Raw genomic sequence first — 24,645 nt, 5'->3', positions numbered from 1 at the left:
CAATCCCGATAGACTAATACAATGCCCCACCACTCTAGCTAGGGGCGACTCGCATAAACTCAGGGATTTTCATGCATTCACACAACACCGCGCAACCAGCTACTGGCGGCCCCACTGACGAGCTCCTGCTCTCGGACGTCCGCGAAGGCAAGCTCGATTCGTTCGGCATTCTGTATGAACGTTACGTGTCTATGGCTCGTGCCATCGCTTACCAGCACACCTCTAATAACACTCTCTCAGAAGATATCGTTTCAGAGGCTTTTGTGCGTGTGCTTCAGGCTCTTAAAAACGGTAAGGGCCCCCGAACTTTTATGGGTGGTTACCTGGCAACTACCTTGGCCCACCTGGCAGCTGAAAACGGGCTTATTGCTCAAAAAGAGATTCCCAGTGAAAAAGAGCACCTGGAATCAATGGGTTCACTGGATGATTCGGTCTTGAAATTACACGCATCAGATGAGCTGGTGAGTGCTTTCACTGGTCTGCCTGAGCGCTGGCAGACGGTGCTTTGGATGACTGAGGTTGAAGATAAAAAGCCTCGTGAAGTCGCTCAGACCATGAATCTTTCTGCTAACGCTGTTTCGGCTCTGGCGACTCGCGCCCGAGAGAGTCTGCGCGAAGGCTTTTTGCGGGCCCACCAGAATGCCCCTAAGACTGATGAGTGCGCACATTATTCACCTCACCTGAGCTCTATGGTGCGCGGATCTCTGACCAAAAAACGTAGTGAAGCTCTTCGTCTGCACCTGTCGGTCTGCCCCTATTGCACCTCTGAGTATCTGACCCTGGCCGGTATCAATAAGTCTATGCGCGTGTGGGTATTCCCCGTGCTGGCTGGCTTGACGCCCCTTGTCACTGATGGTTCAAAGATTTTGTTGCCCTTCCTTGCCGGTGGTGTGACAAGTGGCCTTGCTGCCGGTGTTAGCACCCAGGGCGGCCTCTTCTCGGGTGCGGGGGGCGGACGCTGGGCCTCCAGTAGTCAGGCTATGATTGGTGCTGCCGCTGTGGTGACTGCGCTTGGCGCGGTTGCTGGTGGTATGGCTCTCGTCAATAATTCATCGACAGGTTCGGCGGTTATTAGTGCCGACTCCCAATTACAGACCCCTAAAGCTGAGGCAAGTGAAGAAGAAGCTGGGCTTACCGATAGCCTGGTGAACGAGCCTCAGAAGGTTTCGGGCGGTATGCCTGCTGAAACTTTGCGTTCTTCTGTGGCTGTTGATGGGCCTTCTTCAGAGCAGGGGAGTAACAACCCTAATCACGATGTCTCATCAAACTCTTTAGCGCAGGCTGTGGGCCCGGAAAATGCTGTCCCGCAGCTCGCTGACGCTGACCAGAGTGGTGTCACCGTCCCCCTAGACACGAGCGTAGAGGCTGCTCCCACCGCGTCGGGCACTGAGGCATCCCTCGTATCGCAGGGCGAGGACGCGGCGTCCTCCGCAGAACCTCTTGCTGTGCCGGTTCCTGTTGCTATCTCTATCCCAGATTTATCAGCTGACTCTCTTGCCCCTGATTCACCTGCCAATTCTGCCTTGCCTGCTGCTCCTATAAGCCCTACAATCCCGGTAGATTCATTATTTCCAGTATCCCCTGCTGACCCGGTCGTACCCGTGGAGCCTGAAGCTCCTGCAGAGCCAGAAGTTCCTGTAGAGCCGGTTAATCCTGTTGTTCCCGTTGAGCCTGAAGCTCCTGCGGAACCGGAAACTCCGGTTGCTCCTGTGGAGCCAGAAGCTCCTGTTGTTCCCGTTGAGCCTGAAGCTCCTGCGGAACCGGTTGACCCTGCCGCGCCTGTGGAACCGGCAACCCCTGCTGACCCGGTCGTACCCGTTGAGCCTGAAGCTCCTGCAGAGCCGGTTGAGCCGGAAACCCCGATTGCTCCTGTTGTTCCGGTTGACCCGGCTACACCCGTAGAGCCTGAAGCTCCTGCAGAGCCGGTTGACCCTGTAGCGCCTGTGGAGCCCGAAGCTCCTGTAGAGCCGGTCGAGCCAGAAGTTCCTGTAGAGCCGGTTAATCCTGTTGTTCCCGTTGAGCCGGAAACTCCTGTAGAGCCGGTTGATCCTGTTGTTCCCGTTGAGCCTGAAGCTCCTGCGGAACCGGTTGACCCTGCCGCGCCTGTGGAACCGGCAACCCCGATTGAGCCAGTTGACCCGGCTGCGCCCGTGGAACCAGAAACCCCGATTGCTCCTGTCGAGCCTGAAGCTCCGGTTGCACCCGTGGAACCGGCAACCCCGATTGAGCCAGTTGACCCGGCTACACCTGTGGAGCCTGAAGCTCCTACGGAACCGGAAACTCCGGTTGCTCCTGTGGGGCCCGAAGCTCCTGTCGAGCCGGTCGAGCCTGTTACTCCTGTGGAGCCTGAAGCTCCTGTAGAGCCGGTTGAGCCTGTTGTTCCCGTTGAGCCGGAAACTCCTGTGGAGCCTGAAGCTCCGGTTTCACCCGTGGAACCGGAAACCCCGGTTGAGCCTGTTGACCCGGCTACACCCGTGGAGCCCGAGACTCCTGCGGAACCGGTCGAGCCTGTTACTCCTGTTGAGCCTGAAGCTCCTGTAGAGCCGGTTGCTCCTGTTGACCCGGCTGCGCCCGTGGAACCGGCAACCCCGATTGAGCCAGTTGACCCGGCTACACCTGTGGAGCCTGAAGCTCCTGTTGTTCCGGTTGAGCCAGAAGTTCCTGTAGAGCCGGTTAGCCCTGCGGAGCCGGTTGCACCCGTGGAACCAGAAACCCCGGTTAATCCTGCTACGCCCGTGGAGCCTGAAGCTCCTGTAGAGCCGGTTGAGCCGGAAACCCCGATTGCTCCTGCTGACCCGGTTGACCCTGCCGCGCCCGTGGAACCGGAAGCCCCGGTTGTTCCTGTTGACCCTGCCGCGCCCGTGGGACCGGAAACTCCTGCTGACCCGGTCGTACCCGTTGAGCCTGAAGCTCCTGCGGAACCGGTTGATCCTGCTGCACCCGTGGAACCGGAAACCCCGATTGCTCCTGTTGACCCGGCTACGCCCGAGGAGCCTGAAGCTCCGGTTGACCCTGCCGCGCCTGTGGAGCCGGAAACCCCGGTTGACCCTGCCGAAGGCGCTACCCCGGATAATGTGGTCGTGTATGGAACCCCAGAGACTCCCTCTGACCCAACTGGACCAGATGTGCGCTCCTGGGTCGGTACTGATGATTACTACCAGTTCATGGCAACCGTGCCGTGGGATAAAATCGGTCGCCCTGGCCATGGAAACCATAGATGCTGGGTTACCTTCCTCGACAGTGATGCAACAGGTGCTACCCGTGCCTCCGGTTTTCTAACCTATCTGCCGCAGCGCATCATCAAGTCGCCTTACGCGAAGTCCCTTATCGAAGCGCACTTTGAAATAGGTAAGGTCCAAAGAGTGATCTGTTTCTAATCAGTGATGCCTACCGGCCTTACCCGCGCCGGTAGGCATCTGCTGTATTAGGCTACCCAGCTATATGCCAGCGTCCTTACACCTTGGTCACCTAAAATCAACAAGAAGAATTCGCACTGAAAGGAATCGTCCATGCACAGTCATAACAATGGGCTCAAAACGGTCTTGCTGCTTGGGTCAATGGTTGGTTTTCTTCTCCTTATTGGGGCGGGGCTTGCCTACTTCACCCGCAGCTCCATTTTCATCCTGATTTTTGGTTTGATTGGTGTGGGCACAGTAGCGTACACCTACTGGAATTCCGATAAGCTCGCTATTCGTTCTATGAGGGCCTACCCCGTCACCCGGGAGCAGGTTCCGGGGCTTTACGCTATTGTTGAGGAGCTTTCTGCTCAGGCTAATCAGCCCATGCCCAGGCTCTATGTAGCTCCGACTATGACCCCCAATGCTTTCGCAACTGGCCGTAACCCTCAGAACGCTGCGGTCTGTTGTACTGAGGGTATTTTGCAGCTGCTTGATGAGCGTGAGATGCGCGGTGTGATTGGCCATGAGCTCATGCATGTTTATAACCGTGATATTCTCACCGGTTCTATTGCGGCTGCTATCGCCTCTGTTATCGGCACTATCGCCCAGTTCGCTACTTTTGGTGCTATGTTCGGTGGTAATCGTGACGAGAATCGGGGTGGGGGCCTCATCTTTACCCTGCTCATTGCTTTCCTTGCGCCTCTTGCTTCAGCGGTCATGCAGATGGCTATTAGTCGTACCCGTGAGTATGATGCTGATGAGGACGGTGCCCGTCTCACCGGTGACCCTTTGGCGTTGGCGTCCGCCTTGCACAAGCTAGAAAATGGGGTCTCTCGTTACCCTATGAACCCTGAGAATCGGCAGACTGCCGGGGCTGCGTCGATGATGATTGCTAACCCTTTTCGTGGTGGCGGGTCGATGAAGAATCTGATGGCTACTCACCCGCCTATGGCTGATCGTATTGCCCGGTTGGAAAATATGGCTCGGCAGAGCGGCCAGCTATAAAGTTTAGGTCACAATGACCGAAAGTTGACCGTACAAATTTGTGCAGGTAAAAGAAGTGCTCCCCACAGAATCAACCTGTGGGGAGCATCTTTTATTGATTGGGCGGACGCCTGCAACCGGCTAACTGCCTAACGGTAGTTGACGAACTGTAGGTCAACCTCAAGGTCAGCGCCTTTGAGCAGGGCGATAACGTCCTGCAGGTCATCGCGAGACTTGGAGGTAACGCGCAGCTCATCACCCTGGATGGTGGCCTTGACGGACTTGGGGCCTTCTTCGCGAATGAGCTTGGAGATTTTTTTGGCCTGGTCCTGGGCGATGCCTTCCTTGATGGAGGACTCGATGCGGTACTCCTTACCTGAGGCGTAGGGGTCCCCTGAATCCAGGGATTTGAGGGAGATGCCGCGCTTGACCAGCTTTGACTGGAAAACGTCGAGCACTGCCAGCGCGCGCTCTTCAGAGTTGGCCTTGATGAGGATTTTCTCGCCGGAGAAATCGATGTCGGCGTCGACACCGCGGAAGTCGTAGCGCTGGGCTACTTCCTTTTGAGCCTGGTTGAGGGCGTTGGATACTTCTTGCTTGTCGACTTTTGAGACAACGTCGAATGATGAATCGCTTGCCACGGGTGGTTACCTCTTCTACGTGTAGATATGTGACTCTTGCCCTGAGCCCCGGGGTGGGGGAGTGGGCCTTATCTACAACGGTACCTTGTTTTATAGGGGCTATGCAGGTTATCGCAATCGTTATGAAACTGTGACTCCTTTCTCAGCTAAAGTTCATTTTGGTTTGGAAGGATGAAGGTATGGCTGAGAAGAAATCAGCTGCCCACGCTGCAGTCGGCCTACAGCCCGACTCAGGAACCACTCCGGCAGCGCAACAGGTACTAGCTGTAACTGACGAGACCATGCAACGAGCCTATGAGGCTCTTCTTGCAGATTTAGCGACGGACGGTTTTGTGGCCGCCAGCGCTGAACATACAGAGGGTGATGATTCACCCCAGGCTCACCACATCCGAGATTTTGCTGGTGAGCTGGGCCAGAACCTGCGTGATGCAGGACTGGTCGCTAGATTTGAGGGCGTGAAAGAAAACCTTGCCCGCGAAATCCGCGGAGGCATGTGCACCCCTCAACAGGCCTACGCATATCTAGAAAATCTTGAAATATCACTTCTGTTAGAGCAAGAAGCTCTAGCGGTAAGTTCTCCTTCTACATAATCTAAGCTACGGCCGACGTCCTTAAACTCAGGGCGTCGGCCCCATGCTTTAACCAGACCTTTAAGTGGTCTTAGCAACAAAAGCTGTTCTCAAGTTGGCAAGCTGTAGGAAAGTGTGTAAAGTATTCTACTGTTCGCTCAAACGAACACATTCAAGAAATTGAATACGGCAGATTACCCGAGCGGCCAAAGGGGGCTGACTGTAAATCAGCTGGCATTGCCTACGGGGGTTCAAATCCCTCATCTGCCACAGCGAAAATCCCGCCTCACACGAGGCGGGATTTTTTTGTGCCCACCAAGAGGTCTCTTCATTATCAGAGAAACCCGCCACAGTCTTTAGACAAGCCCCACCAAAACCGGTAGCGTGTTCCCCATGGCAACCATTGAAATTACTCAGGAAAACCTGACCCAGAAGGTAGAGAACTCAGATATTCTCTTCCTCGACTTCTGGGCAGACTGGTGCGGCCCCTGCAAACAGTTTGGCCCCATCTTTGAAGCTGCTTCTGAAAAGTACCCCGATATTACGTTCGGCAAGGTAGACACCGAGGATCAGCAGCAGCTAGCCGCCGCAGCAGGCATCACCTCTATCCCCACCGTTATGGGCTTCCGCGAGGGCGTCCTGGTCTTCTCCCAGCCTGGTGCACTCAACGCCCAGCAGTTCGACCAGATTATCGACGCTGTGAAGAACCTAGACATGGCAGAGGTCCACAAGCAGGTTGCTGAGGCAGAAACCGCCCAGCCCGAACAGGACTAACCCCTACCAAACTTCCCTATATAGTCGCCCTTCCCCTACCGGGAAGGGCGACTACGCTTTGAGAAGGCTTCTAAAAAGAGCGCATATCCTGCGGAGCATAGCGAGGGCCCCGGCGGGGCTCACTCATACCTGCGGCCTTAATAAGAGCCACAACCCGCTGCCGGTGCCCAGCAAAAGGCGCCAATAGCTGCACCATACGGGCATCATCACCACGTGCACCATCAAAAGCGTAAGTGACGTGGTGAGCAAGATGGTAGTCGCCCACACTAATAGCATCGGGGTGCCCACAGTAACGTTGCAAGGTTTCTGCGATAGTCCAAGGCCCGATACCGGGAACCGAATACAGAGCCTGAGCAAGTTCACTGACCTGATGGTCAGCAGCAAACCGTTCAAAAGATTCAGCACGGCGGGCATAATTCACCATGGCCTGGGAACGGGAACGATCAAAACCTGCCCGGTGATAAGCCCAATCAGGAACCTGAGCAAAAACGGACGCCGGCGGAAAAATCACCAGCCCCGGCGGCTGATCAGAGTAACCCGTATCAGGAGCAGGCTCCCCATACCGGCGCAGTAAAGCCCGCATACCTCCCATAGCCTCAATACCGGTAACCCTCTGCTCAGTAACAGCCAACAGAATATTCTGCGACAGCAAACCCACAGCAGGTAGCCTCAACCCCGGGGCCTCAGCACGAGCCTGGGCAAGCCGGCCGGGTAGTCTCTCCCAAGCCGCTGACCTATAGAAACTACTCCACCGGTCCTGCTCACCGAGCCAACCGGGCACACGGGCAGCAAAAGACTCTACGGCAAGCACCGGTGCCGCACCGCCTACTGCTTGACCTGCCCAGAGCGTCACCTCAACTGGGGCGCGCAGGTCGGTGGGGTACGTCCTGGCAAAACGAAGGATAAGACCCACCCCAGCTTCTCGGGCTGTCGCCCAAAAAACGGGGCCACAAGGCCCAGGAACCTGGCGGAAGAGGGGGTCACAGGTGCCTCGTTGCACGGTGGCAAAAGTCTGGCCCAGATGCAGTCGGTGGGTTGGCTCCAGAACAAAATGCGCTTGCAACATGCTCACCATAGTCTCATATCTGCCCTACCTTCTGGCAGAAACACTGTATCTTCGGGGCAGAAATACTGTGGGCTGTTTATACTCGTACAAGAGCCACGGTAGCCCCGTGGCAGACCCCTACCGTAGATGAAGAAGGCGCATGAGCTCCCCCCTACTGCCTGCAGAATCCCACCTGATCAGGGCGCGTATCAGCGCAGCAACCCTCGCTGTACTTGTCTTTGCCCTGTATAGTCTCTACTCCTGGTTGCAGTGGCGGCACTACGTGGTGCCCTCCTGGGATTTGGGGATTTTCTCGCAGCTAGCCAAGGCCTACGCCTCAGGCCAGGCGCCGATTGTGCCCATTAAGGGGGAAGGATTCAACCTCTTAGGCGATCACTTCCACCCTGTTACCGTGCTACTGGCCCCCTTCTATTGGCTCTGGCCTTCCCCAGCCACACTGCTTTATGTGCAAAACGGGCTGGTGGCGCTCTCTGTGTATCTGCTGGTGCGTTTTGCCCAGCGGGTTCTGGCCCTGTGGGCGGCCCTGGCTCTTGGCCTTGCCTATGCCCTGAGCTTTGGCATCCAGCAGGCGGTATCTGTACAGTTTCATGAGGTTGCTTTTGCCCTGCCCTTACTCGTGATGAGCCTGGGCTACCTGGCCTTGAGCCGCCTGACGGGCACCCCCGCGCCCCTCTTGCGCCGCTCGGTTTATTGGGCAGCCCCTCTCGTCTTTGTCAAAGAGGACATTGGTATCACGGTTCTGGTCATCGGCTTGGTGATTCTGGCCCGCACCGGCTGGGTCTCAACGGCCACCAAGATTGCCTTCCCCTCGGCGTCCGCCCAGGTGCCCTCCGGTTGTGAGCGGGTTCGCGCCCTCTTGCGCTCCTGGGTGAGAACTCCCGCTGTGGCTGAAGCTAGCCTGCTCATGCTCTGGGGCCTGATGTGGCCTCTGCTTGCCGTTGGCCTTATTCTGCCTTATTTCAATACCGGGGGAGTCTTTGACTACTCCGATAAACTCGACATCGCCGCAGCCATTGGGGACCCCCTCGGCGCCTTCGCCCAGCTTTTTTACCCCTGGCAAAAAGCCACCACTGTGGGGCTGCTCTTGCTCACAGGCGTCCTGGCCTGGACGGCTAGCCCCCTTGCCTTGATTGCTGCCCCCACCCTGATGTGGCGTTTTCTCTCGCCCCAAGAGGGCTACTGGGAACCCACCTGGCATTACAACCTGGTGCTCATGCCCATGATCTTCGCTGCCTTACTCGATGTTCTGGCTCGGGCTCGTGCCCGCACCCGCCTACCTGCCCACCAACAGAAAAAGGCCCCCGGTGGGCACACAATTCACAGGGTAAGGGCCGCACTGCGTCACCGGGCCCCGGCGGTTCTACCTGCGCTGGCTCTTATCGTCAGTGTGTGCCTGCTGCCGAACCAGCCGCTCGCCCAGCTCAGTAACCCTAGCTTCGTCACTGCTGAACTTTCCGCCTCAGACCAGATGAAGGCTGAGGCTGTGGCCGCTATCCCACCGGGGGCCACTGTGGCTGCTGACCTATCTGTGCTCACCTACCTGGTGCCGAATCATACCGCTTATTGGATTGGCCACTCTGGGGAGCCTGGCCCCGACTACGTGCTGATTGATTTGCGTGGTAACGCCTGGGGCGGTAACCCACCAGCTAGTGCCGTAGACTACGCCACCGGCCGCTACGGGAGTGCCACCTATGTGCACTACCGCACCATTGGCACCATCGACATTGCTGTGCGCACCCACTAGCTGTACCCTCTATCACCACCGGGGTTCAAAACGGCCAAACTAGGGTAGAGTTGAAAACGTAAGACTCGGGAACCCCCGACCATTTCTCTTCAGCGCCCACGCCCGCTACTGGCAGACAACCACAGGGCCACGCGCGTTCAACGAACATACTTAGGCTAAGCAGACCGTTGAACCTTCGACTAGAGAACCTGATGTGTAATCAGCTCGCCCAAGCGCGCAACCCCTTTTGATAGCCAGCGCCCACGAACCGAAGACCTCTAATTTTTTGAGGCCCCTCGCGAGCATTCCACGGGGACACCCCGTACAGCACCTCCACTTATTGAGAGTGCTGAAACCCCACTCGATGAGGACAACATTGACTGAAAACACTGCTGTTAACGCAGAGACCACAACCGAGGCCATCTTCCAGGAACCTGTTGTAGATACCCCCACCCAGAAGGTAGAAAAGGACGAGGACGGTGGCGTCCGCTTCACCGACCTAGGCCTGGACGCTCGCGTCCTAGCTGCCCTTGAACGGGTCGGCTACGAGAAGCCCTCACCCATCCAGGCTGAAACTATTCCCCTGCTGCTTGAAGGCCGCGACGTCGTTGGCCTGGCTCAGACCGGTACCGGTAAGACCGCAGCCTTTGCCCTGCCTGCCCTGTCGACCATGGCAGAACTGGCTGACATTAATGGTGTCTCCAAGGACACCCAGGTACTGGTGCTGGCTCCCACTCGTGAGCTGGCTCTGCAGGTAGCTGAGGCTTTCTCCTCCTATGCTGCCGATATGCCTGACTTCACTGTGCTACCTGTCTACGGTGGCTCACCCTATGGCCCCCAGTTAGCTGGTCTTAAGCGCGGTGCTCAGGTCGTTGTCGGTACCCCCGGCCGCGTCATTGACCACCTGAAAAAGGGCTCCTTGGACCTTTCTAACCTGCAGTACCTGGTTCTTGATGAAGCAGACGAAATGCTGCGCATGGGCTTTGCTGAAGATGTAGAGCAGATTCTGGCTGATACCCCTGATTCCAAGCAGGTCGCCCTGTTCTCAGCAACCATGCCTAAGACCATCCGCAAGATCGCTGAGCAGTACCTTAACAACCCTGCTGAGGTTCGCGTTAAGTCAAAGACCACCACTAGCGCTAACATTCGTCAGCGTTACATGCAGGTTATGCACTCTCATAAGCTTGAGGCTATGACCCGTGTGCTTGAGGTCGAAGACTACGACGGCATTATTGCCTTCGTGCGCACCAAGAAGGAAACCGAAGAGGTTGCCGATAAGCTCAAGGCCCGCGGCTACCAGGCTGCTGCTATCAACGGTGATATCCCCCAGAACCAGCGTGAGCGTACCGTTGAAGCCCTGCGTGCTGGCCGCATTGACATCCTGGTTGCAACTGACGTTGCCGCCCGTGGCCTTGACGTTGAGCGTATCTCCCTGGTGGTCAACTTCGATATTCCTCACGATACTGAGTCCTACGTGCACCGTATTGGCCGTACCGGCCGTGCAGGCCGCGCAGGTGAGGCTATCCTCTTTATGACCCCGCGTGAGAAGTACATGCTGCGTCAGATTGAGAAGGCTACCCGCCAGCAGGTTGAGCAGATGCACATGCCCACTGTTGAGGATGTGAACAGCAACCGCAAGCAGAAGTTCGCCCAGCAGATTACTAACACCATCGAAACTGAAGATCTCAGCTTCTTCCGTGAACTCATCGATGCTTACGCTAACGAACACGATATTGAAGGCGAAGAGATCGCGGCAGCTTTGGCTGTTATCGCCCAGCAGGGTCGCCCCTTCTTAGCCGAAGAAATGCCTGAGCCTAAGAGTAAAAAGCGCGACCGTGACCGTGACCGCGACTTTGACCGTGATGACAAGCCCCGTGGCGGTCGCCGTCATGCTGAAGAAGGCATGGTTGACTACAAGCTCAACGTGGGCCGCTCTTCACATGTCTCACCGGCAGCTATTGTTGGTGCCCTCACTAACGAAGGCGGCATTAAGGGTAAGCAGGTTGGCGCCATTGATATCCGTCAGCACTTCACCATTGTTTCTCTGCCTGAAGCTGAGCTGCCCGGTGACTTCTTTGACCGCCTGCGCGATACTCAGGTAGCTGGTGAGTTCATCAACATCAAGCGTGACCGTGGCCCTAAGGGTGGCGGGGGCGGACGCCGGTTCGACCGTGATGACCGTGGCTTTGGTAAGAAGGACTTTGGCGGTAAGAAGTTCAACCGTGATGACCGTGATCGTGGTTTTGGCGACCGTGGTTTTGGCGGTAAGAAGAAGTTTGACCGTGATGATCGTGGTTTTGGCGGCAAGAAGAAGGGCCGCAAGAAGTTCTAGGGCCTGTGCTATAGAACACCCATTAAAAGCAGGTTCTAGATTTGCGTCTACTGAATGTTGTACCGTAAGCTAGTATCTGTTGCCCCGATAGCTCAGTGGTAGAGCGCCATCTTGGTAAGATGGAGGTCCCGGGATCGATTCCCGGTCGGGGCTCTTGTATGAGCCCAAACAAGTTCATACATGGCGGTGTAGCTCAGCTGGTTAGAGCGCACGACTCATAATCGTGAGGTCGACGGATCGAGCCCGTCCACCGCTACGCCCCGATAGCTCAGTGGTAGAGCGCCATCTTGGTAAGATGGAGGTCCCGGGATCGATTCCCGGTCGGGGCTCAGTTAACCTGTCAAGCTATGCGCTTGGCAGGTTTTTTGTTTAAGTAAGGAGGAGCCGTTGAGCCGTTCAGACGTCGAGAAGTACCCCAGCATATTGGTGAACCCTCATGAGCCCGTAGACCCAGTGAAGAACTATAAAATCATTGGGCCCGGTCTAGTCGTTGCAGCTACCGGTATCGGCGCTGCTGACCTGGTAGCAACACTCGTAGCGGGTTCACGCTATGGGTATGCCCTGCTGTGGGCCGTCTTCGTAGGTGTAATTCTCAAGATTATTCTGGTCGAAGGAGCTGGGCGATACACCCTGGCTACCGGGCGGTCCATCTTTGAGGGCTGGAAGTCCCTGGGCAAATGGACCAGCGTCTACTTCGCCCCCTACATCATGATTTGGGGCTTCGTATATGGGGCTACCGCCATGAGCGCCTCAGCCATGCCCCTAGCCGTCCTTTTCCCCTTCCTAGACCTGAAAATCTGGGCCATCATCATGGGCCTGCTAGGTTTTGGCTTTGTCTGGTTGGGTAAGTATGAGGCCGTCGAAAAAATTACCGCAGTTCTAGTGGGGCTCATGTTCCTGCTGATTGTAGGTCTGGCTATTTACACCCTGCCCAACCTTCCTGAGCTTTTCAAGGGTCTTATTCCCCTGATTCCTGAAGGTGGCCTTCTCTACACCCTGGCTCTGGCCGGTGGCGTCGGCGGCACTATCACCCTAGCTGCCTACGGTTACTGGTTGCGCGAAAAGGGCTGGGCAACCCCCCGTTTCATGCGTGTGATGCAGATTGATAACGCAGTAGCCTACGTGCTCTCAGGCATCTTCGTCATTGCTACCTTGATCCTGGGCGCTGAGATTCTCTACTCTGTGGGTGCAACCGTCTCCGCGGGCGACAAGGGCCTCTTGGACTTGGCTGATATTTTGAAGGACCGCTACGGTACCATCATCGGTAACCTTTTCTTGGTGGGTTTCTGGGCTGCCTCCTTCTCCTCCGTTATCGGAGTCTGGTCTGGCGTCTCCCTCATGTTCGCAGATTTCTGGGGTATTTCCCGCGGTAAAGAATCGGGCCACCCCGATACACGTACTGGCGGTAAGTACTTTAAGTTCTACCTGCTGTGGCTGACCTTCCCGCCCATGACTCTTCTCCTGCTTGACCGCCCCATCTTCTTGATTCTGTTCTACGGGGTGCTGGGAGCCTTGTTCATGCCCTTCTTGGCTGTGACCCTACTTGCCTTGCTCAATACCCGCCGTGTGCCTGATAACTGGCGCAATGGGATTACCACCAATATTTTGCTGGTAATTACTACTGTGCTTTTTGGTGCTCTGGGTATTGTTCAGGTCTGGAATGCTATTGCTAAGGTTCTTCCTGGGTAGCCTCTTGCCTTAGAGCTGGGGTGGGTGTCGTCTAAGACGGCATCCACCCCTTTTTTTGTCTAGCAAACAGAGGTGCGATGCAATAGGGCACCTAATTTTTAGGTAGGCAAGGTGGGCACGTAGAGTGGTGCTATGGCTATTAATGAAGAGATTGTGGGCCGCACCTACCCGGCCACAGAACCCTATAGCGTGGGGCGAGAGAAAATTCGTGAGTTTGCTGCCGCGGTGAAGGCAACCAACCCCCTGCATTTTGAGGTTCAGGCGGCCCAGAGCGCAGGCTACCGTGACTTGATTGCCCCGCCTACTTTTGCGATTATTCTGGCACAGAAAGCGGACGCTGCCCTGATCAGCGACCCTGAGGCAGGCATCGACTTCTCCCGCGTGGTTCATGCTGACCAGCGCTTTACCCACCACCGCCCCATCGTGGCAGGGGACCAGCTACTGACTGAAGTACACGTCGATAGTGTGCGAGTCATGGGCGCTGGAGCCATGCTCACTACTCGCGAGGAAATTACCACTGTAGAGGGCGAAAAAGTCGCCACCTGCATCTCATCACTGCTGGTTCGGGCGGAGGACTAACCCATGACTCTTTCTTTTGATTCCCTTGAAAAGGGCACCGAGATTGGTGCCCGCCAGATTCCTGTGACCCGCGCTGACCTGGTGGCTTATGCGGGTGCGTCCGGCGATTTTAACCCTATCCACTGGAACGAACGCTTTGCCACTGCTGTTGGCCTGCCCGGCGTCATCGCTCACGGCATGTTCACCATGGGCGCTGCTGTGCAGCTGGTGACCGACTGGGTGGGGGATGCTGGCGCGATTGTGGACTACCAGACCCGGTTCTCTAAGCCCGTCCCGGTCCCTGATGCCCAGGACGCTGCCTCCCCAGCTACCGGCGGGAATATCATCTCTGTCGCCGGTAAGGTGGGTGCCCTGGATACGGACGCCCGCACCGCCCGCATTGACCTCACCGTCACAGCCCCCGACACTGAGGGTAAAGAACAGAAAGTGCTCATGAAAGCACAGGCTGTAGTAAAGCTGACCTAGCAGCCACCACATTCTTCTACAGATATGGCATCTTCTCGCTTGTGAGTAGATGCCTTATCTTGTGTGGCCACTAGAATAGAGACCGGATCACACATACCAAGTGATAACCAAACTAAGCACGAGAGAAGCGACCCTACACCTTATGGCACAGACCCCTCGCACCCAGCTTTCCGACCGGCAGATTAAGACCTGGTACCGGGCCGTGCTGGGGCTCTTCTTTGCTAGTGGCCTTGTAATTTCAGCCTTGCTGACCCGTCTGCCCGATGTCGCAAGTGGGCTGGGTCTAAGCGCCGGGCCCATGGGTCTGCTCCTGCTGGGCATGACCTTAGGGTCCTTCTGCGCGGTCAGCTTTTCTGGGGCTATGGTGGCCCGTTATGGGGCGAGAAGCTGTATCGCCGCAGCCTATAGCATCGCTGTCATCGGCATGGTCCTCATTGGTGTGGGTGTTCAGCTAGCTAATCTTCCTTTGACAGTAGTGGGCCTTATCCTACAAGGTATCGGCAGCGCTCTATCTAATGTTGCCGCTAACGTACTGGGGGTAGCTAATGAGCGGGCCCTTGGCCGTTATATCACCCCCATCATGCACGGATTTTTCTCTATCGGAACTGTCGCCGGTGCGGCCGTCAGTACCCTTGACACCCGCCTGGGAGTGCCTTTCCTTATCCACATGGGGTATTTTGCGCTGGTAGTTGCCGCCCTCGTGGCGATTTCTCTCAAGTTCTGCCACAGTGAGAACTACGGGCAGGACGATACCCAAGCCATCGCCGTCGTCGGCTCCTACCGGGTGCGTGATGCCTGGCGCGATAAGCGCACTATCCTCATTGGCCTTTTTGTGCTGGGCATGGCCCTGGCCGAAGGCTCCGCCAATGACTGGGTAGCCATGGCCCTCACCCAAGACTACGGCACCAGCGAGACCGTCGGCTCCTTGGGCTACTTCACCTTTGTTGTAGCCATGACAATAGGACGCTTTGGAGGCACCTCCCTCCTTAACCGCTTTGGCCGAGTACCGGTACTCCGGGCAACCTGCACTCTCGTCATTATTGGCCTGACCCTCTTCATCTTTGCCCCCACCCTACCCTTGGGCTTTATTGGCCTGCTGATCTGGGGTCTGGGCGCTTCCTTGGGCTTCCCCACCGGCATATCAGCAGCTTCAGATGACCCCTCCAAGGCCGCGGTGCGTATGTCTGTGGTCGCCACAATTGCCTATGTAGCTTTCTTAGGCGGCCCGCCCTTACTGGGCTTTTTGGGAGAACAATTTGGTATTCGCCATGGGCTCCTTGCGGTCCTAATTTTCGTGGTAACTTCTTTGGCGCTCACCAGCCAACTGGAATCTAAGCGAGCTACCCAGGTGATTCATAGCGAAAAGCTCTAGAGGAGCTTGCTAGAGGCACCGGGGCTGCTTCCCTGGTGGGGGTGCTGACAGACGGTAGCCGGGCGGAGCCGGTAGAATGGGCACCGTGACTGACAAGCTTTTAAGTGAACTGACTACTGCCGCTGTGGGCGGCCCCGCCCGTCTCTTTATTGAGGCTAAGAGCGAGCAGGAAATTATTGACGCCGTAACCGCCGCTGATAAGGCAGGGGATACCCTGCTGGTGGTCGGTGGGGGCTCTAACCTGCTGGTAGCTGATGACGGCTTCGATGGGGTAGTGGTGCACGTAGCGTCCACTGGTATTGAGACCCTGAGCGACTCTGCCTGCAGTGGCACCACCTTGCGCGTGCAAGCAGGCCACAGCTGGGATGACTTTGTGGCCTATACGGTGGAGCACGAGCTTTCCGGCGTGGAGGCCCTCTCCGGCATCCCTGGCACCGTAGGAGCTACCCCTGTTCAGAACGTGGGCGCTTACGGCTCTGAGGTTGCTCACACTATTGCTTCGGTGCGCACCTGGGACCGTGAAACCGGCGGCTATAAGACCTTCACTAACGCTGATCTGAAGTTTGCCTACCGGGACTCAGTGCTCAAACAGACGACTGTGAACGGCTCACCGCGCTATGTGGTACTGACCGTAGATTTCCAGTTACCCCACGGGCCCTTGTCTGCCCCCGTCCGCTACGCTGAGCTGGCCCGTCAACTGGGCGTTGAGGCGGGGGAGCGCGCTGATTCTCACCAGGTGCGTGAGACTGTGTTGCGCCTGCGCGGGGGCAAGGGCATGGTCCTTGACGCCACCGACCGCGACACCTACTCCACCGGTTCTTTCTTCACCAACCCCATCGTGGGGCAGGACGTCGCCGCCCAGCTACCTGAGGACGCCCCCCGCTACCCGGCAACCACCCCCACCGGTGAACCGCTGGAGGGCATGGTCAAACTCTCTGCTGCCTGGCTGATTCAGCAGGCCGGTTTCGATAAGGGCTTCGGCCTTGCCGGTGAGGCCCTTGACCTTGCCGGGGGCCGGGCATCACTATCTACCAAGCACACCCTGGCGATTACTAACCGTGGTGGTGCCTCAACCTCCGACATTGCGGCTATCGCCCGCGCTGTGCGCAGCGGGGTTGAGCAGAGTTTTGGGGTGCGCCTGGTACCTGAGCCTGTGGTCGTCGGCTTTACTCTCTAACGCAGGGGCACAATGAGCCTAGAGAAAGAAATTGAGAGTGGGCAAGGCGGGCTCCTACACCAGCGCATGGATCGCTTCCGTGCCTTTATGGGGCGCCACGCCGCCCTACTCATGCTTTACCGCCTACTGGTGATTGGGCTGGGCTTTCTGTGCATTCTTGCTGGCCTTATCATGCTGGTGACGCCGGGGCCCGGCTGGCTCTTTATCTTTATGGGTATGAGCCTGTGGGGCACAGAATTTCATTGGGCCCACCGTCTAAATGTGTGGGCACGGGCCAAGGTGCTGAACATCTGGAGGCAGATGAAAGCTCGGCGCCGCCAGGCCCAGCGTCGCCGGAATGCTGCCCGCTGGGCTCGCCGCCCCCACAGTAGCCATTACTGCCCCACGGGCTGCCACTATAGAGAAAAAACACCTTACAATTCTCCATAAGGGGCTACCCAAACTACTGGCTCTCTAACCCCAGCATCCGGTCAAGAATCTCGTGAATCTTCTGATCCTCAAAGCCTAGCTTGCGCATGGCTGTAATATACTTCTCGGTCAGGGTCTGGGCCTTATGAGCGGTGGAATCAAGAGCCGTAATAAAAGACCCGGCCCGCCCGTGCGTCTCAATGGCCCCGGCAGCCTCTAGCTCCTTATAGGCCTTAGCAACCGTATTGACCGCTAAACCTGTTTCAGCGGCTAATGCCCGCATGGGTGGCAGCCTGTCCCCGGCAGCCAGCACCCCAGAGGCGCGTGCCGCAATAATAGCCCGGCGCAGCTGGGAGTAGGGTGGGACGTCCGATTCCTTATCAACCCTAAAATTTAAAGAACGAATGCCCCCGCATAGCTCCTCATGGGAGTCATGAATCGGGGGCATCTCGTGTTTGGTCATAGCACCAGTCTAAAGGGTGCCGGTCGCAATCTTGAGCATACGGCGCACAGGTTCTGCAGCGCCCCACAGAAGCTGGTCACCAACAGTAAATGCAGAGATGTACTGGGGGCCCATATTGAGTTTGCGGATGCGGCCCACCGGAATATCTAGGGTGCCGGATGCCGCAACGGGAGTCAGGCCCTCAACGGTGGCGTCCTTGGTGTTGGGGATAACCTTTGACCACTGGTTATCTTCATCAATAATCTTCTCGATTTCCTCAACAGTCAGGTCTTCCTTGAGCTTCAAGGTTAGAGCCTGGGAGTGAGAGCGCATGGTGGCAATACGCACGCACAGGCCATCAAGAACCACACGGTCATCGCCTTCAAGGCCCAGAATCTTGTTGGACTCAGCCTCAGCCTTCCACTCTTCGCGGGACTGGCCATTCCCCAAATCAGAGTCAATCCAGGGAATCAGCGAACCGGCCAGGGGCACACCAAACTGGGTGGTATCAAGATCACCAGAGCGCTGCAGTTCTAGCACCTTGCGGTCAATCTCAAGAATGGCGGAGGCAGGGTCATCTAGCTCAGATGCTACATGCCCCTTGATGTCGCCAAACTGCTTGAGCACCTCGCGCATATGGCGGGCACCGCCACCAGAGGCAGCCTGGTAGGTCATAGAAGTACCCCACTCCACCAGGCCCTGCTTCCACAGACCACCTAGACCCATGAGCAGGCAGGAGACAGTGCAGTTACCGCCCACAAAGTCCTTAACACCTGACTCCAGGCCGCGGTCAATAACGTCGCGGTTAATGGGGTCAAGCACGATCAGGGCGTCATCGTTCATGCGTAGGGTAGAGGCAGCGTCAATCCAGATGCCCTTCCAGCCGCGCTCGCGTAGCTGGCTGTGCACAGCCTTGGTGTAGTCGCCACCCTGGGCGGTCACAATGACAGGGAGCTTGGCCAGCTCATCGATGTCATGGGCGTCCTTAAGGGTGGACTCCTCAAGGGCACCGTCAAAGGTAGGGGCCGCAGAACCGGCCTGGGAGGTGGAGAAGAAGACGGGGGTTATACCCGCGAAGTCACCTTCTTCAAGCATGCGCTTCATGAGCACGGAGCCAACCATGCCACGGTAACCAACAAAGCCTACAGAATCACCAGATGTAAAAGTCATGGTTTTAGTCTATCTTTTACCGGCTCCCGGCGCAGAGTCTGGAACCGCATGGCGAGAGGTAGCTTCTGCCCTGTACCAGTAAGAGCATAGCCCTTCTCAGAGCGGACGGGCGCGCCCTCAGTCACCAGCGCCCAACCCTCACCCAGCTCAGGGGCGTAGGTATCACCGGGAACCTCAACCTCAAAGAGGGTACGCTCCACCAGGCTCACCTGCCCCCCAGCAACACCGGGCAGATTGGTACGCCCTAGAGCCTCAGCGTAGAGGGAGCCACCACCAATAAGCCAGTAGGTGCTAGCCTCCGGGGCCAGATGCTGAGCCTGGCTCAAAGCCTCATCGAGGGAAGAAACCCACACGGCACCGTCCTTATGTTCAACTTCGGTGACCGACCGGGAAATAACAAGGTTGAGTCGCCCCGGTAAGGGGCGAAAGCGGGGAGGGAAAGACTCCCAGGTTACCCGCCCCATCATGACCGGGGTACCCAAGGTAGTCTGCTTGAAATGGTTCAAATCTTCAGGGGCATACCAGGGCATATCACCATCGCGGCCAATCACCCCATTGCTGGCCTGCGCCCATATCGCTCCAAGCTGGGGCAGCTGCTGCTGTGAAACCGAGAGGTTTTCTTGACTCATACCCACACCCTAGACCGCAATCGGGGCTTTAATGAGAGGGTGGTGGCGGTAATCTACCAGCTCAAAATCCTCGAACTCATAATCAAAAATTGAGGACTTCTTATTCTTAATGCGCAGGCTCGGGTAAGGGTAAGGCTCACGCGAGAGCTGCTCGGTCACCTGCTCATAATGGTTGGAATAGATATGGCAGTCACCGCCGGTCCAAATAAACTCACCGGGTACCATACCCACCTCCTGAGCAATCAGGTGGGTCAGCAAAGCGTAGGAGGCAATATTGAAAGGTACCCCCAAGAACATGTCTGCACTGCGCTGGTAAAGCTGGCAAGAAAGCTCCTGGCGGCCGTCCTTACGAGTTTTAACGTAGAACTGGAAGAGGGCATGGCAAGGAGGCAAGGCCATATTATCGACCTCAGCTGGGTTCCAGGCTGAGACAATATGGCGGCGGGAATCAGGGTTCTTCTTCAAAGAATCAATGACCTGAGCGATCTGATCGATGGTGCCACCGTCACCAGCAGGCCAGGAGCGCCACTGCACCCCGTAGACCGGGCCCAGTTCGCCGTCCTCATCTGCCCACTCATCCCAGATAGTCACGCCCCGCTCTTGTAGCCAGCGCACGTTCGATTCACCGCGCAAAAACCAGAGCAGCTCAATAACCACCGACCTAAAATGCACCTTCTTAGTGGTAATCAGCGGGAAGCTCTCCGTAAGATCAAAGCGCATCTGACGGCCAAAGACACTCTTGGTACCAGTGCCGGTGCGGTCAGCTTTCTCATCGCCGGTAGCCATAATCTCGCCCAGCAGGTCTTCGTAAGGGGTAGGGGTAACAGTCATATCTTCTTTAATCGTCAAAGGGCTTAATCTGTTCGAGTGAAACAACGGTCTTGGGGTGAGCTACAGAAACCTGGAGCACCCACATTTCCCCGGGCTTAAGGTAGGGGTCGCTGGTGGGCAAATGAGGGCGCAGCTGCTTATTCAGGTGCTCACCCAGTACCTCAAGCACGGTAGGGAGCACCGGGCGGTGAGTGCAGAGAACCACCGGCTTATCACGCTTCTCAAAGAGAGATTCAACGACCTTACGCGCATGCTTGGGAGCCCGGGCGTGGTGCGCCTCCGTCAGTGCCCGCTTCTCTTTGATAGAAATACCCGAGGCCTTGGAATAAGGGTAGACCGTCTGCATACAACGCACCCAGGGGGAAGAAATGATGCGTTCGGGCTGCCATGCCTCTAAAAGCCGCCCCACTGCCAGGGCCTGACGCTTACCGGTAGCAGCAAGAGTACGCTCACCTTCGGCACCGGCCCAGCTAGCGCGGGGTTTTGCCTTAGCATGGCGCACAATAATGACGGGGCGGGTGCACAGGTTCTGCCCGTGTTCTAAGGCCAGCAGGGCATCTAGGGGTTCTTTATCAGTGACGTTGGTGAGCATGGTGCGGGCCTGCTTGGGGCTGACCCAGCGTAGCTCATCCACTTCCCCTTCATCGGCTACCGCTTTTTGCCCGGCAGGTGCTTGGACAGCCCAGTAGTAGACTTCTTTCGCTTTGCCTTTCACCTCGTAGGAGGTCACTGCCAGCGGGGCACCCAGAGTGACCTTGAGCCCTACTTCTTCGCGAATTTCACGGACGGCGGTTTCTGGCAGGGTCTCGCCGGGGTCTTGTTTACCTTTGGGCCAGGACCAGTCGTCATAGTGGGGGCGGTGAATAATGAGCACCTGCACCTGGTCTTGGTGCCTGCGCCAGATAATAGCACCAGCGGCGTTGATAGCTGCCCGGGTGCGGGGGCCACGGCTGAGCGAGAGAGCACCGTTGTGGCTGTGGGCGGCGTAGAAAGTTTCGGTGTGCGGCATGTGGAAAGCTCCGTGGGGGGTGGGGCAGGCGTTCAGAATGTCCTTGAGTTAACCGAAGGGTAACTCAAGGACATTCTATGCCCATTCGTTCTAGGCGCGTAAATACCAAACAGGAGGGTCTAGGAGCTGGTAGGCTACCTAGGCCCGTTTGTTGCGCTTCTGCTCGCGGCTAGCTAGGTAATAGGCTTGCACATCGCGTAGGGGCGCACCGTCAGCGTCCAGGTGGTGCCGCTCCCACCGGCCATCAGAGGCTAGGTGCCAGTTACTGGTTTTGGGGGAGAGGTAGTCATTGAACATGGTGAGCAGATATTTGATGTGGGCTTCTGCCTTCACCTGCACCAGGGCTTCGACACGGCGGTCTAGGTTGCGGTGCATCATATCAGCTGAACCGATGTAGACCTTGGGGTAGCCCCCATTTTCGAAGGTGAAAACACGGGAGTGTTCAAGGAAGCGGCCCAAGATTGAGCGCACCTTAATGTTCTCAGAAAGGCCCGGCACACCGGGGCGTAGGGCGCAGATACCGCGCACTACCACATTGACTTCCACCCCGGCCTGGGAGGCCCGGTAGAGGGAGTCGATGATAGCTTCATCCACCATTGAGTTGCATTTGATCTGAATTTTGGCGGCTTTCCCTGCCCGCTTGTGCTCAATTTCTTTATTGATGTTGTCGATGAGCCCTGAGCGCAGGGAGCGGGGGGCAACAAGAAGCTGCTTGTAGGTGGTCTTGGGGGCGTAACCGGAGAGCTGGTTGAAGAGGCGGGAGACGTCCTCACCAATCTGCGGGTCGCAGGTAATAATGCCGAGGTCTTCGTAGAAGCGGGCGGTGGAGGGGTGGTAGTTACCGGTACCGATGTGGCAGTAGCGGCGCAGCCCCTCTGCCTCTTTACGGACGACCAGGGAGAGTTTGCAGTGGGTCTTGAGACCAACGATGCCGTAGACCACATGCACACCGGCGCGTTCGAGTTTGCGGGCCCAGTGGATGTTGGCTTCTTCGTCGAAGCGGGCCTTAATCTCGACCAGGGCCAGAACCTGTTTACCAGCTTCAGCAGCTTCAATGAGGGCATCAACGATAGGTGAATCGCCGGAGGTACGGTAGAGGGTCTGCTTGATAGCTAGGACGGCTGGGTCGGCTGCTGCCTGCTCTAGTAGGGCCTGCACACTGGTGGCGAAGGAATCGTAGGGGTGGTGTAGCAGGACGTCGTGGTAGCGGGTTGCTGTGAAAACATCTGCTGCCTTTGAGGTCTCGTTGGCGTTGAGCCAGCGGGAGGTGTGGGCGATGTGCTTGGGGTATTTCAGGGCTGGCCGGTTGGTTTTGGCGATGTCAGAGAGGCCTCGAAGATCAAGGGGGGCGGGGAGCTTGTAGACTTCGTGTTCATCAATACGGAGCCGGGAGACGAGCAGCTCAAGGATTTCGGGGTTGATGGTGTCTTCAACTTCTAGTCGCACCGGGGGGCCAAAGCGGCGGCGTAGTAGCTCGGTTTCCAGGGCTTTGAGGAGGTTTTCGGCGTCGTCCTCTTCAACTTCTAGGTCTTCGTTACGGGTGATGCGGAAGGCGTGGTGTTCAACGACTTCCATGCCGGGGAAGAGTGCCTCTAGGTGTTCGGCGATGATGACTTCAAGGGGGATGAAGCGTACTTCCCCTGAGGAGGCTTTGACGGAGCGGGCGCCGTCTACTGCTACCATGCGCTCGATGGCTTCGGGTACTTTGACGCGGGCGAAGAGTTCTTTGTCGGTCTGGGGGTTGCGCACAATCACGGCCAGGTTTAGCGATAGGCCAGAGATGTAGGGGAAGGGGTGAGCTGGGTCAACTGCTAGGGGAGTGAGCACGGGGAAGAGTTGGGAGCGGAAGAAACGGGAGAGTCGCTCTTGCTCTACGGAGGTGAGGTCTTCCCAGCCGACAATGCGGATATTTTCTTTTTCCAGTTCGGGGTAGACCTGTTCGTGGAAGACACGGTACTGGCGCTCTTGTAGGGCGTGGGCGACTTCAGCTATTTTTTCCATCTGCTCTTCGGGGGCGAGTCCTGCTGCTGAGGGAACAGCGATACCGGTGGCAATACGGCGCTTGAGGCCAGCTACACGCACCATGAAGAATTCGTCTAGGTTACTGGTGACGATGGAGAGGAAGTTTAGACGCTCGAGTAGGTAGAGGTTTGGGTCTTCAGCGAGTTCGAGCACGCGGGTGTTGAAGTCTAGCCAGCTGATTTCGCGGTCGAGAAAGCGGTCTGCGCTGAAGTCGCCCTCAAGGTTGGGTTGTTTGATTTTTTTGCCGATGTCAATGCGGTCTACGCGGGTTTCTGGGCGTTCAATTTTCTTGATGTGGCCGTGACCGTGGACGTGGTGGTGGGTTGGGGTCCCAGCAGGGAGGTTAATCAAGGGGGTTGCCTTTCAATGCAAGGGGGCGGGGTGAAGATTAAGGGTGGGTAGGGGCAAATTGTCGGTCGATGGTGAGGGGGGTAAACCCAAGGGAGCGGTAGAGGTCTACAGCAGTGGTATTGTCGGCATCAACATAGAGCACAATACGGTCAAGTGGGGTGCCCTCTTGGGTGGTGGCTTCAGCTAGGTAGGCCATGCCGGCTAGAGTGAGGGCTTTACCTAGGCCTCGGCCCTGCCAGGTGGGTGAGATGCCGAGGGCATAGATTTCACCTTCGGGGTGTTGGCCTTGTGCTGTGGGGATTTTGGTCCAGTGGAAGCCTGCTAGTTGCCCCTTGCCCTCCTGAGCCAGGAAGAAGCCTTCGGGGCGGAACCAGTCAGAATCGGTGCGTACCTTAAGGTCATCGAGGGTTAGCCGCCCCTGTTCGGGGTGGTGGGCAAAAGCTTGGGCATTGACCTGTACCCAGGCTTCAGCCTGGTCCGGGGTGTAAGTACTCAGAGTCAAGCCAGGGGGGAGGGGGCGGTTCTGGGCTGCTGCGCGGACGCCTGCCCGCACCTGCTCGGTCAGGGCCAGACCCAGCTTGTAGAGTTCGCGGGTGGGGTGCAACCCTAGCTTATTGGCCAGGTGTGTAGCTGCCTGCACAGCAGGGCTAAACTCATCAGAGCCCCCGTGCACCCAGGCCCGGAGCGGCTCATCGCCGGTAGCCTCAACAGCAGCACGAATCAGGGCGGAACCGATACCCCGGTTGCGGGCAGCAGGGGTAACTGCAGCCTCAAGTACCCACAGCTCACCTTCACGCACTAGGGCAGCGAACCCTACCGGCTCAGTACCTAGCCGGGCCTCAAAAAGCTGTATGCTGGCGTCCGCACCTTGGGCTGCTTTACGCAGTTCAACAAAAGTCTGCTCAGAAAAAGGGGCTGCGCCGTCCTGCTGGTGGGTTCGCTCAGCTAACTGCTCAAAATCAGCTATTAGAGCAGCTGAAACCTTAGGCGAAATAATCTTACACACCACGCGCG

General features: G+C 57.1%; 21 protein-coding genes and 4 tRNA genes. 16 read left to right on the top strand and 9 right to left on the bottom strand.

Annotated elements, in window-relative coordinates:
- Window positions 1-71: 71 nt before the first annotated feature.
- Together ACEE09_RS00750 and htpX are read left to right on the top strand one after the other, a co-directional pair.
- The gene (locus tag ACEE09_RS00750) at window positions 72-3,377 is read left to right on the top strand and encodes a sigma-70 family RNA polymerase sigma factor (protein ID WP_449081169.1); all 3,306 of its coding nucleotides are present in this window, start codon (window positions 72-74) and stop codon (window positions 3,375-3,377) included.
- Window positions 3,378-3,509: 132 nt separating this feature from the next.
- Window positions 3,510-4,403, top strand: coding sequence for a zinc metalloprotease HtpX (gene htpX / locus ACEE09_RS00745; protein ID WP_449081167.1), 894 nt, complete (start codon window positions 3,510-3,512; stop codon window positions 4,401-4,403).
- Window positions 4,404-4,531: 128 nt separating this feature from the next.
- Here htpX and ACEE09_RS00740 read toward each other — a convergent pair whose 3' ends face one another.
- A complete protein-coding gene (locus tag ACEE09_RS00740; RefSeq protein WP_449081165.1) occupies window positions 4,532-5,023 on the bottom strand; it encodes a YajQ family cyclic di-GMP-binding protein in 492 nt (163 codons plus the stop codon).
- Between the two features lie 179 nt (window positions 5,024-5,202).
- On the opposite strand from ACEE09_RS00740, the gene ACEE09_RS00735 reads away from it, so the two are divergent.
- The 3 genes from ACEE09_RS00735 (at window position 5,203) to ACEE09_RS00725 (ending at window position 6,366) form a co-directional block, all read left to right on the top strand.
- Window positions 5,203-5,613, top strand: coding sequence for a hypothetical protein (locus ACEE09_RS00735; protein ID WP_449081164.1), 411 nt, complete (start codon window positions 5,203-5,205; stop codon window positions 5,611-5,613).
- A gap of 167 nt (window positions 5,614-5,780) precedes the next feature.
- Window positions 5,781-5,862 (top strand) — tRNA-Tyr (locus ACEE09_RS00730).
- A 123-nt stretch (window positions 5,863-5,985) separates the two neighbouring features.
- Complete coding sequence (locus tag ACEE09_RS00725; protein WP_449081162.1) at window positions 5,986-6,366, top strand: thioredoxin family protein; 381 nt, start codon at window positions 5,986-5,988, stop codon at window positions 6,364-6,366.
- A gap of 70 nt (window positions 6,367-6,436) precedes the next feature.
- On the opposite strand, the gene ACEE09_RS00720 is transcribed toward ACEE09_RS00725, so the two are convergent.
- Complete coding sequence (locus ACEE09_RS00720; RefSeq protein ID WP_449081160.1) at window positions 6,437-7,432, bottom strand: DNA-3-methyladenine glycosylase family protein; 996 nt, start codon at window positions 7,430-7,432, stop codon at window positions 6,437-6,439.
- 139 nt (window positions 7,433-7,571) lie between these two features.
- Here ACEE09_RS00720 and ACEE09_RS00715 point away from each other — a divergent pair, with 139 nt between their 5' ends.
- The 11 genes from ACEE09_RS00715 (at window position 7,572) to ACEE09_RS00665 (ending at window position 17,198) form a co-directional block, all read left to right on the top strand.
- Window positions 7,572-9,176, top strand: coding sequence for a DUF2079 domain-containing protein (locus ACEE09_RS00715; protein WP_449081158.1), 1,605 nt, complete (start codon window positions 7,572-7,574; stop codon window positions 9,174-9,176).
- A 343-nt stretch (window positions 9,177-9,519) separates the two neighbouring features.
- A complete protein-coding gene (locus tag ACEE09_RS00710) occupies window positions 9,520-11,487 on the top strand; it encodes a DEAD/DEAH box helicase (RefSeq protein ID WP_449081156.1) in 1,968 nt (655 codons plus the stop codon).
- Window positions 11,488-11,568: 81 nt separating this feature from the next.
- Window positions 11,569-11,640: transfer RNA gene (locus ACEE09_RS00705), tRNA-Thr, on the top strand.
- A 29-nt stretch (window positions 11,641-11,669) separates the two neighbouring features.
- Window positions 11,670-11,743: transfer RNA gene (locus ACEE09_RS00700), tRNA-Met, on the top strand.
- Between the two features lies 1 nt (window position 11,744).
- Window positions 11,745-11,816: transfer RNA gene (locus ACEE09_RS00695), tRNA-Thr, on the top strand.
- A gap of 91 nt (window positions 11,817-11,907) precedes the next feature.
- The gene (locus ACEE09_RS00690) at window positions 11,908-13,176 is read left to right on the top strand and encodes an Nramp family divalent metal transporter (protein WP_449081334.1); all 1,269 of its coding nucleotides are present in this window, start codon (window positions 11,908-11,910) and stop codon (window positions 13,174-13,176) included.
- A gap of 132 nt (window positions 13,177-13,308) precedes the next feature.
- Window positions 13,309-13,755, top strand: a complete 447-nt coding sequence (locus tag ACEE09_RS00685) for an FAS1-like dehydratase domain-containing protein (protein ID WP_449081154.1) — start codon at window positions 13,309-13,311, stop codon at window positions 13,753-13,755.
- A 3-nt stretch (window positions 13,756-13,758) separates the two neighbouring features.
- Window positions 13,759-14,220, top strand: coding sequence for a MaoC family dehydratase (locus ACEE09_RS00680; protein WP_449081152.1), 462 nt, complete (start codon window positions 13,759-13,761; stop codon window positions 14,218-14,220).
- 142 nt (window positions 14,221-14,362) lie between these two features.
- On the top strand, window positions 14,363-15,592 hold the full coding sequence (locus ACEE09_RS00675; RefSeq protein ID WP_449081150.1) for an MFS transporter: 1,230 nt from the start codon (window positions 14,363-14,365) through the stop codon (window positions 15,590-15,592).
- 85 nt (window positions 15,593-15,677) lie between these two features.
- Window positions 15,678-16,769 carry a UDP-N-acetylmuramate dehydrogenase gene (locus tag ACEE09_RS00670; RefSeq protein ID WP_449081148.1) on the top strand — a complete coding sequence of 364 codons (1,092 nt, stop codon included), beginning with the start codon at window positions 15,678-15,680 and terminating at the stop codon, window positions 16,767-16,769.
- A 12-nt stretch (window positions 16,770-16,781) separates the two neighbouring features.
- Window positions 16,782-17,198, top strand: a complete 417-nt coding sequence (locus ACEE09_RS00665) for a PGPGW domain-containing protein (protein ID WP_449081147.1) — start codon at window positions 16,782-16,784, stop codon at window positions 17,196-17,198.
- A 13-nt stretch (window positions 17,199-17,211) separates the two neighbouring features.
- Here the strand turns inward: ACEE09_RS00665 and ACEE09_RS00660 are convergent, their stop codons facing one another.
- From ACEE09_RS00660 to mshD, 7 genes are all read right to left on the bottom strand, one after another.
- Window positions 17,212-17,640 carry a GntR family transcriptional regulator gene (locus ACEE09_RS00660; protein ID WP_449081145.1) on the bottom strand — a complete coding sequence of 143 codons (429 nt, stop codon included), beginning with the start codon at window positions 17,638-17,640 and terminating at the stop codon, window positions 17,212-17,214.
- 9 nt (window positions 17,641-17,649) lie between these two features.
- Window positions 17,650-18,789 (bottom strand): aspartate-semialdehyde dehydrogenase, encoded by a 1,140-nt coding sequence (asd, locus tag ACEE09_RS00655; RefSeq protein ID WP_449081143.1) that lies wholly within the window; start codon window positions 18,787-18,789, stop codon window positions 17,650-17,652.
- Complete coding sequence (locus ACEE09_RS00650) at window positions 18,786-19,418, bottom strand: dihydrofolate reductase (RefSeq protein ID WP_449081141.1); 633 nt, start codon at window positions 19,416-19,418, stop codon at window positions 18,786-18,788. The genes asd and ACEE09_RS00650 overlap by 4 nt, the downstream gene beginning before the upstream one ends.
- Window positions 19,419-19,427: 9 nt before the next feature.
- Window positions 19,428-20,249 carry a thymidylate synthase gene (locus tag ACEE09_RS00645; RefSeq protein ID WP_449081139.1) on the bottom strand — a complete coding sequence of 274 codons (822 nt, stop codon included), beginning with the start codon at window positions 20,247-20,249 and terminating at the stop codon, window positions 19,428-19,430.
- A gap of 7 nt (window positions 20,250-20,256) precedes the next feature.
- A complete protein-coding gene (locus tag ACEE09_RS00640) occupies window positions 20,257-21,258 on the bottom strand; it encodes an NUDIX hydrolase (protein ID WP_449081137.1) in 1,002 nt (333 codons plus the stop codon).
- 138 nt (window positions 21,259-21,396) lie between these two features.
- Window positions 21,397-23,631 (bottom strand): RNA degradosome polyphosphate kinase, encoded by a 2,235-nt coding sequence (locus ACEE09_RS00635; protein ID WP_449081135.1) that lies wholly within the window; start codon window positions 23,629-23,631, stop codon window positions 21,397-21,399.
- A gap of 37 nt (window positions 23,632-23,668) precedes the next feature.
- A complete protein-coding gene (mshD, locus tag ACEE09_RS00630) occupies window positions 23,669-24,637 on the bottom strand; it encodes a mycothiol synthase (protein WP_449081133.1) in 969 nt (322 codons plus the stop codon).
- Between the last annotated feature and the right edge of the window lie 8 nt (window positions 24,638-24,645).

The sequence above is a fragment of the Rothia sp. 88186D007BW genome (genome assembly GCF_053544215.1).
This window is presented reverse-complemented; position numbering and strand designations above follow the sequence as displayed.

What these genes read in the sequence shown, in the direction of transcription:
- ACEE09_RS00750 (WP_449081169.1), top strand. Translation starts at nt 72, where the DNA reads ATGCATTCACACAACACCGCGCAACCAGCTACTGGCGGCCCCACTGAC.
- htpX (WP_449081167.1), top strand. Translation starts at nt 3,510, where the DNA reads ATGCACAGTCATAACAATGGGCTCAAAACGGTCTTGCTGCTTGGGTCA.
- ACEE09_RS00735 (WP_449081164.1), top strand. Translation starts at nt 5,203, where the DNA reads ATGGCTGAGAAGAAATCAGCTGCCCACGCTGCAGTCGGCCTACAGCCC.
- ACEE09_RS00725 (WP_449081162.1), top strand. Translation starts at nt 5,986, where the DNA reads ATGGCAACCATTGAAATTACTCAGGAAAACCTGACCCAGAAGGTAGAG.
- ACEE09_RS00720 (WP_449081160.1), bottom strand. Translation starts at nt 7,432, where the DNA reads ATGTTGCAAGCGCATTTTGTTCTGGAGCCAACCCACCGACTGCATCTG.
- ACEE09_RS00715 (WP_449081158.1), top strand. Translation starts at nt 7,572, where the DNA reads ATGAGCTCCCCCCTACTGCCTGCAGAATCCCACCTGATCAGGGCGCGT.
- ACEE09_RS00710 (WP_449081156.1), top strand. Translation starts at nt 9,520, where the DNA reads ATGAGGACAACATTGACTGAAAACACTGCTGTTAACGCAGAGACCACA.
- ACEE09_RS00685 (WP_449081154.1), top strand. Translation starts at nt 13,309, where the DNA reads ATGGCTATTAATGAAGAGATTGTGGGCCGCACCTACCCGGCCACAGAA.
- ACEE09_RS00680 (WP_449081152.1), top strand. Translation starts at nt 13,759, where the DNA reads ATGACTCTTTCTTTTGATTCCCTTGAAAAGGGCACCGAGATTGGTGCC.
- ACEE09_RS00675 (WP_449081150.1), top strand. Translation starts at nt 14,363, where the DNA reads ATGGCACAGACCCCTCGCACCCAGCTTTCCGACCGGCAGATTAAGACC.
- ACEE09_RS00665 (WP_449081147.1), top strand. Translation starts at nt 16,782, where the DNA reads ATGAGCCTAGAGAAAGAAATTGAGAGTGGGCAAGGCGGGCTCCTACAC.
- ACEE09_RS00660 (WP_449081145.1), bottom strand. Translation starts at nt 17,640, where the DNA reads ATGACCAAACACGAGATGCCCCCGATTCATGACTCCCATGAGGAGCTA.
- asd (WP_449081143.1), bottom strand. Translation starts at nt 18,789, where the DNA reads ATGACTTTTACATCTGGTGATTCTGTAGGCTTTGTTGGTTACCGTGGC.
- ACEE09_RS00650 (WP_449081141.1), bottom strand. Translation starts at nt 19,418, where the DNA reads ATGAGTCAAGAAAACCTCTCGGTTTCACAGCAGCAGCTGCCCCAGCTT.
- ACEE09_RS00645 (WP_449081139.1), bottom strand. Translation starts at nt 20,249, where the DNA reads ATGACTGTTACCCCTACCCCTTACGAAGACCTGCTGGGCGAGATTATG.
- ACEE09_RS00640 (WP_449081137.1), bottom strand. Translation starts at nt 21,258, where the DNA reads ATGCCGCACACCGAAACTTTCTACGCCGCCCACAGCCACAACGGTGCT.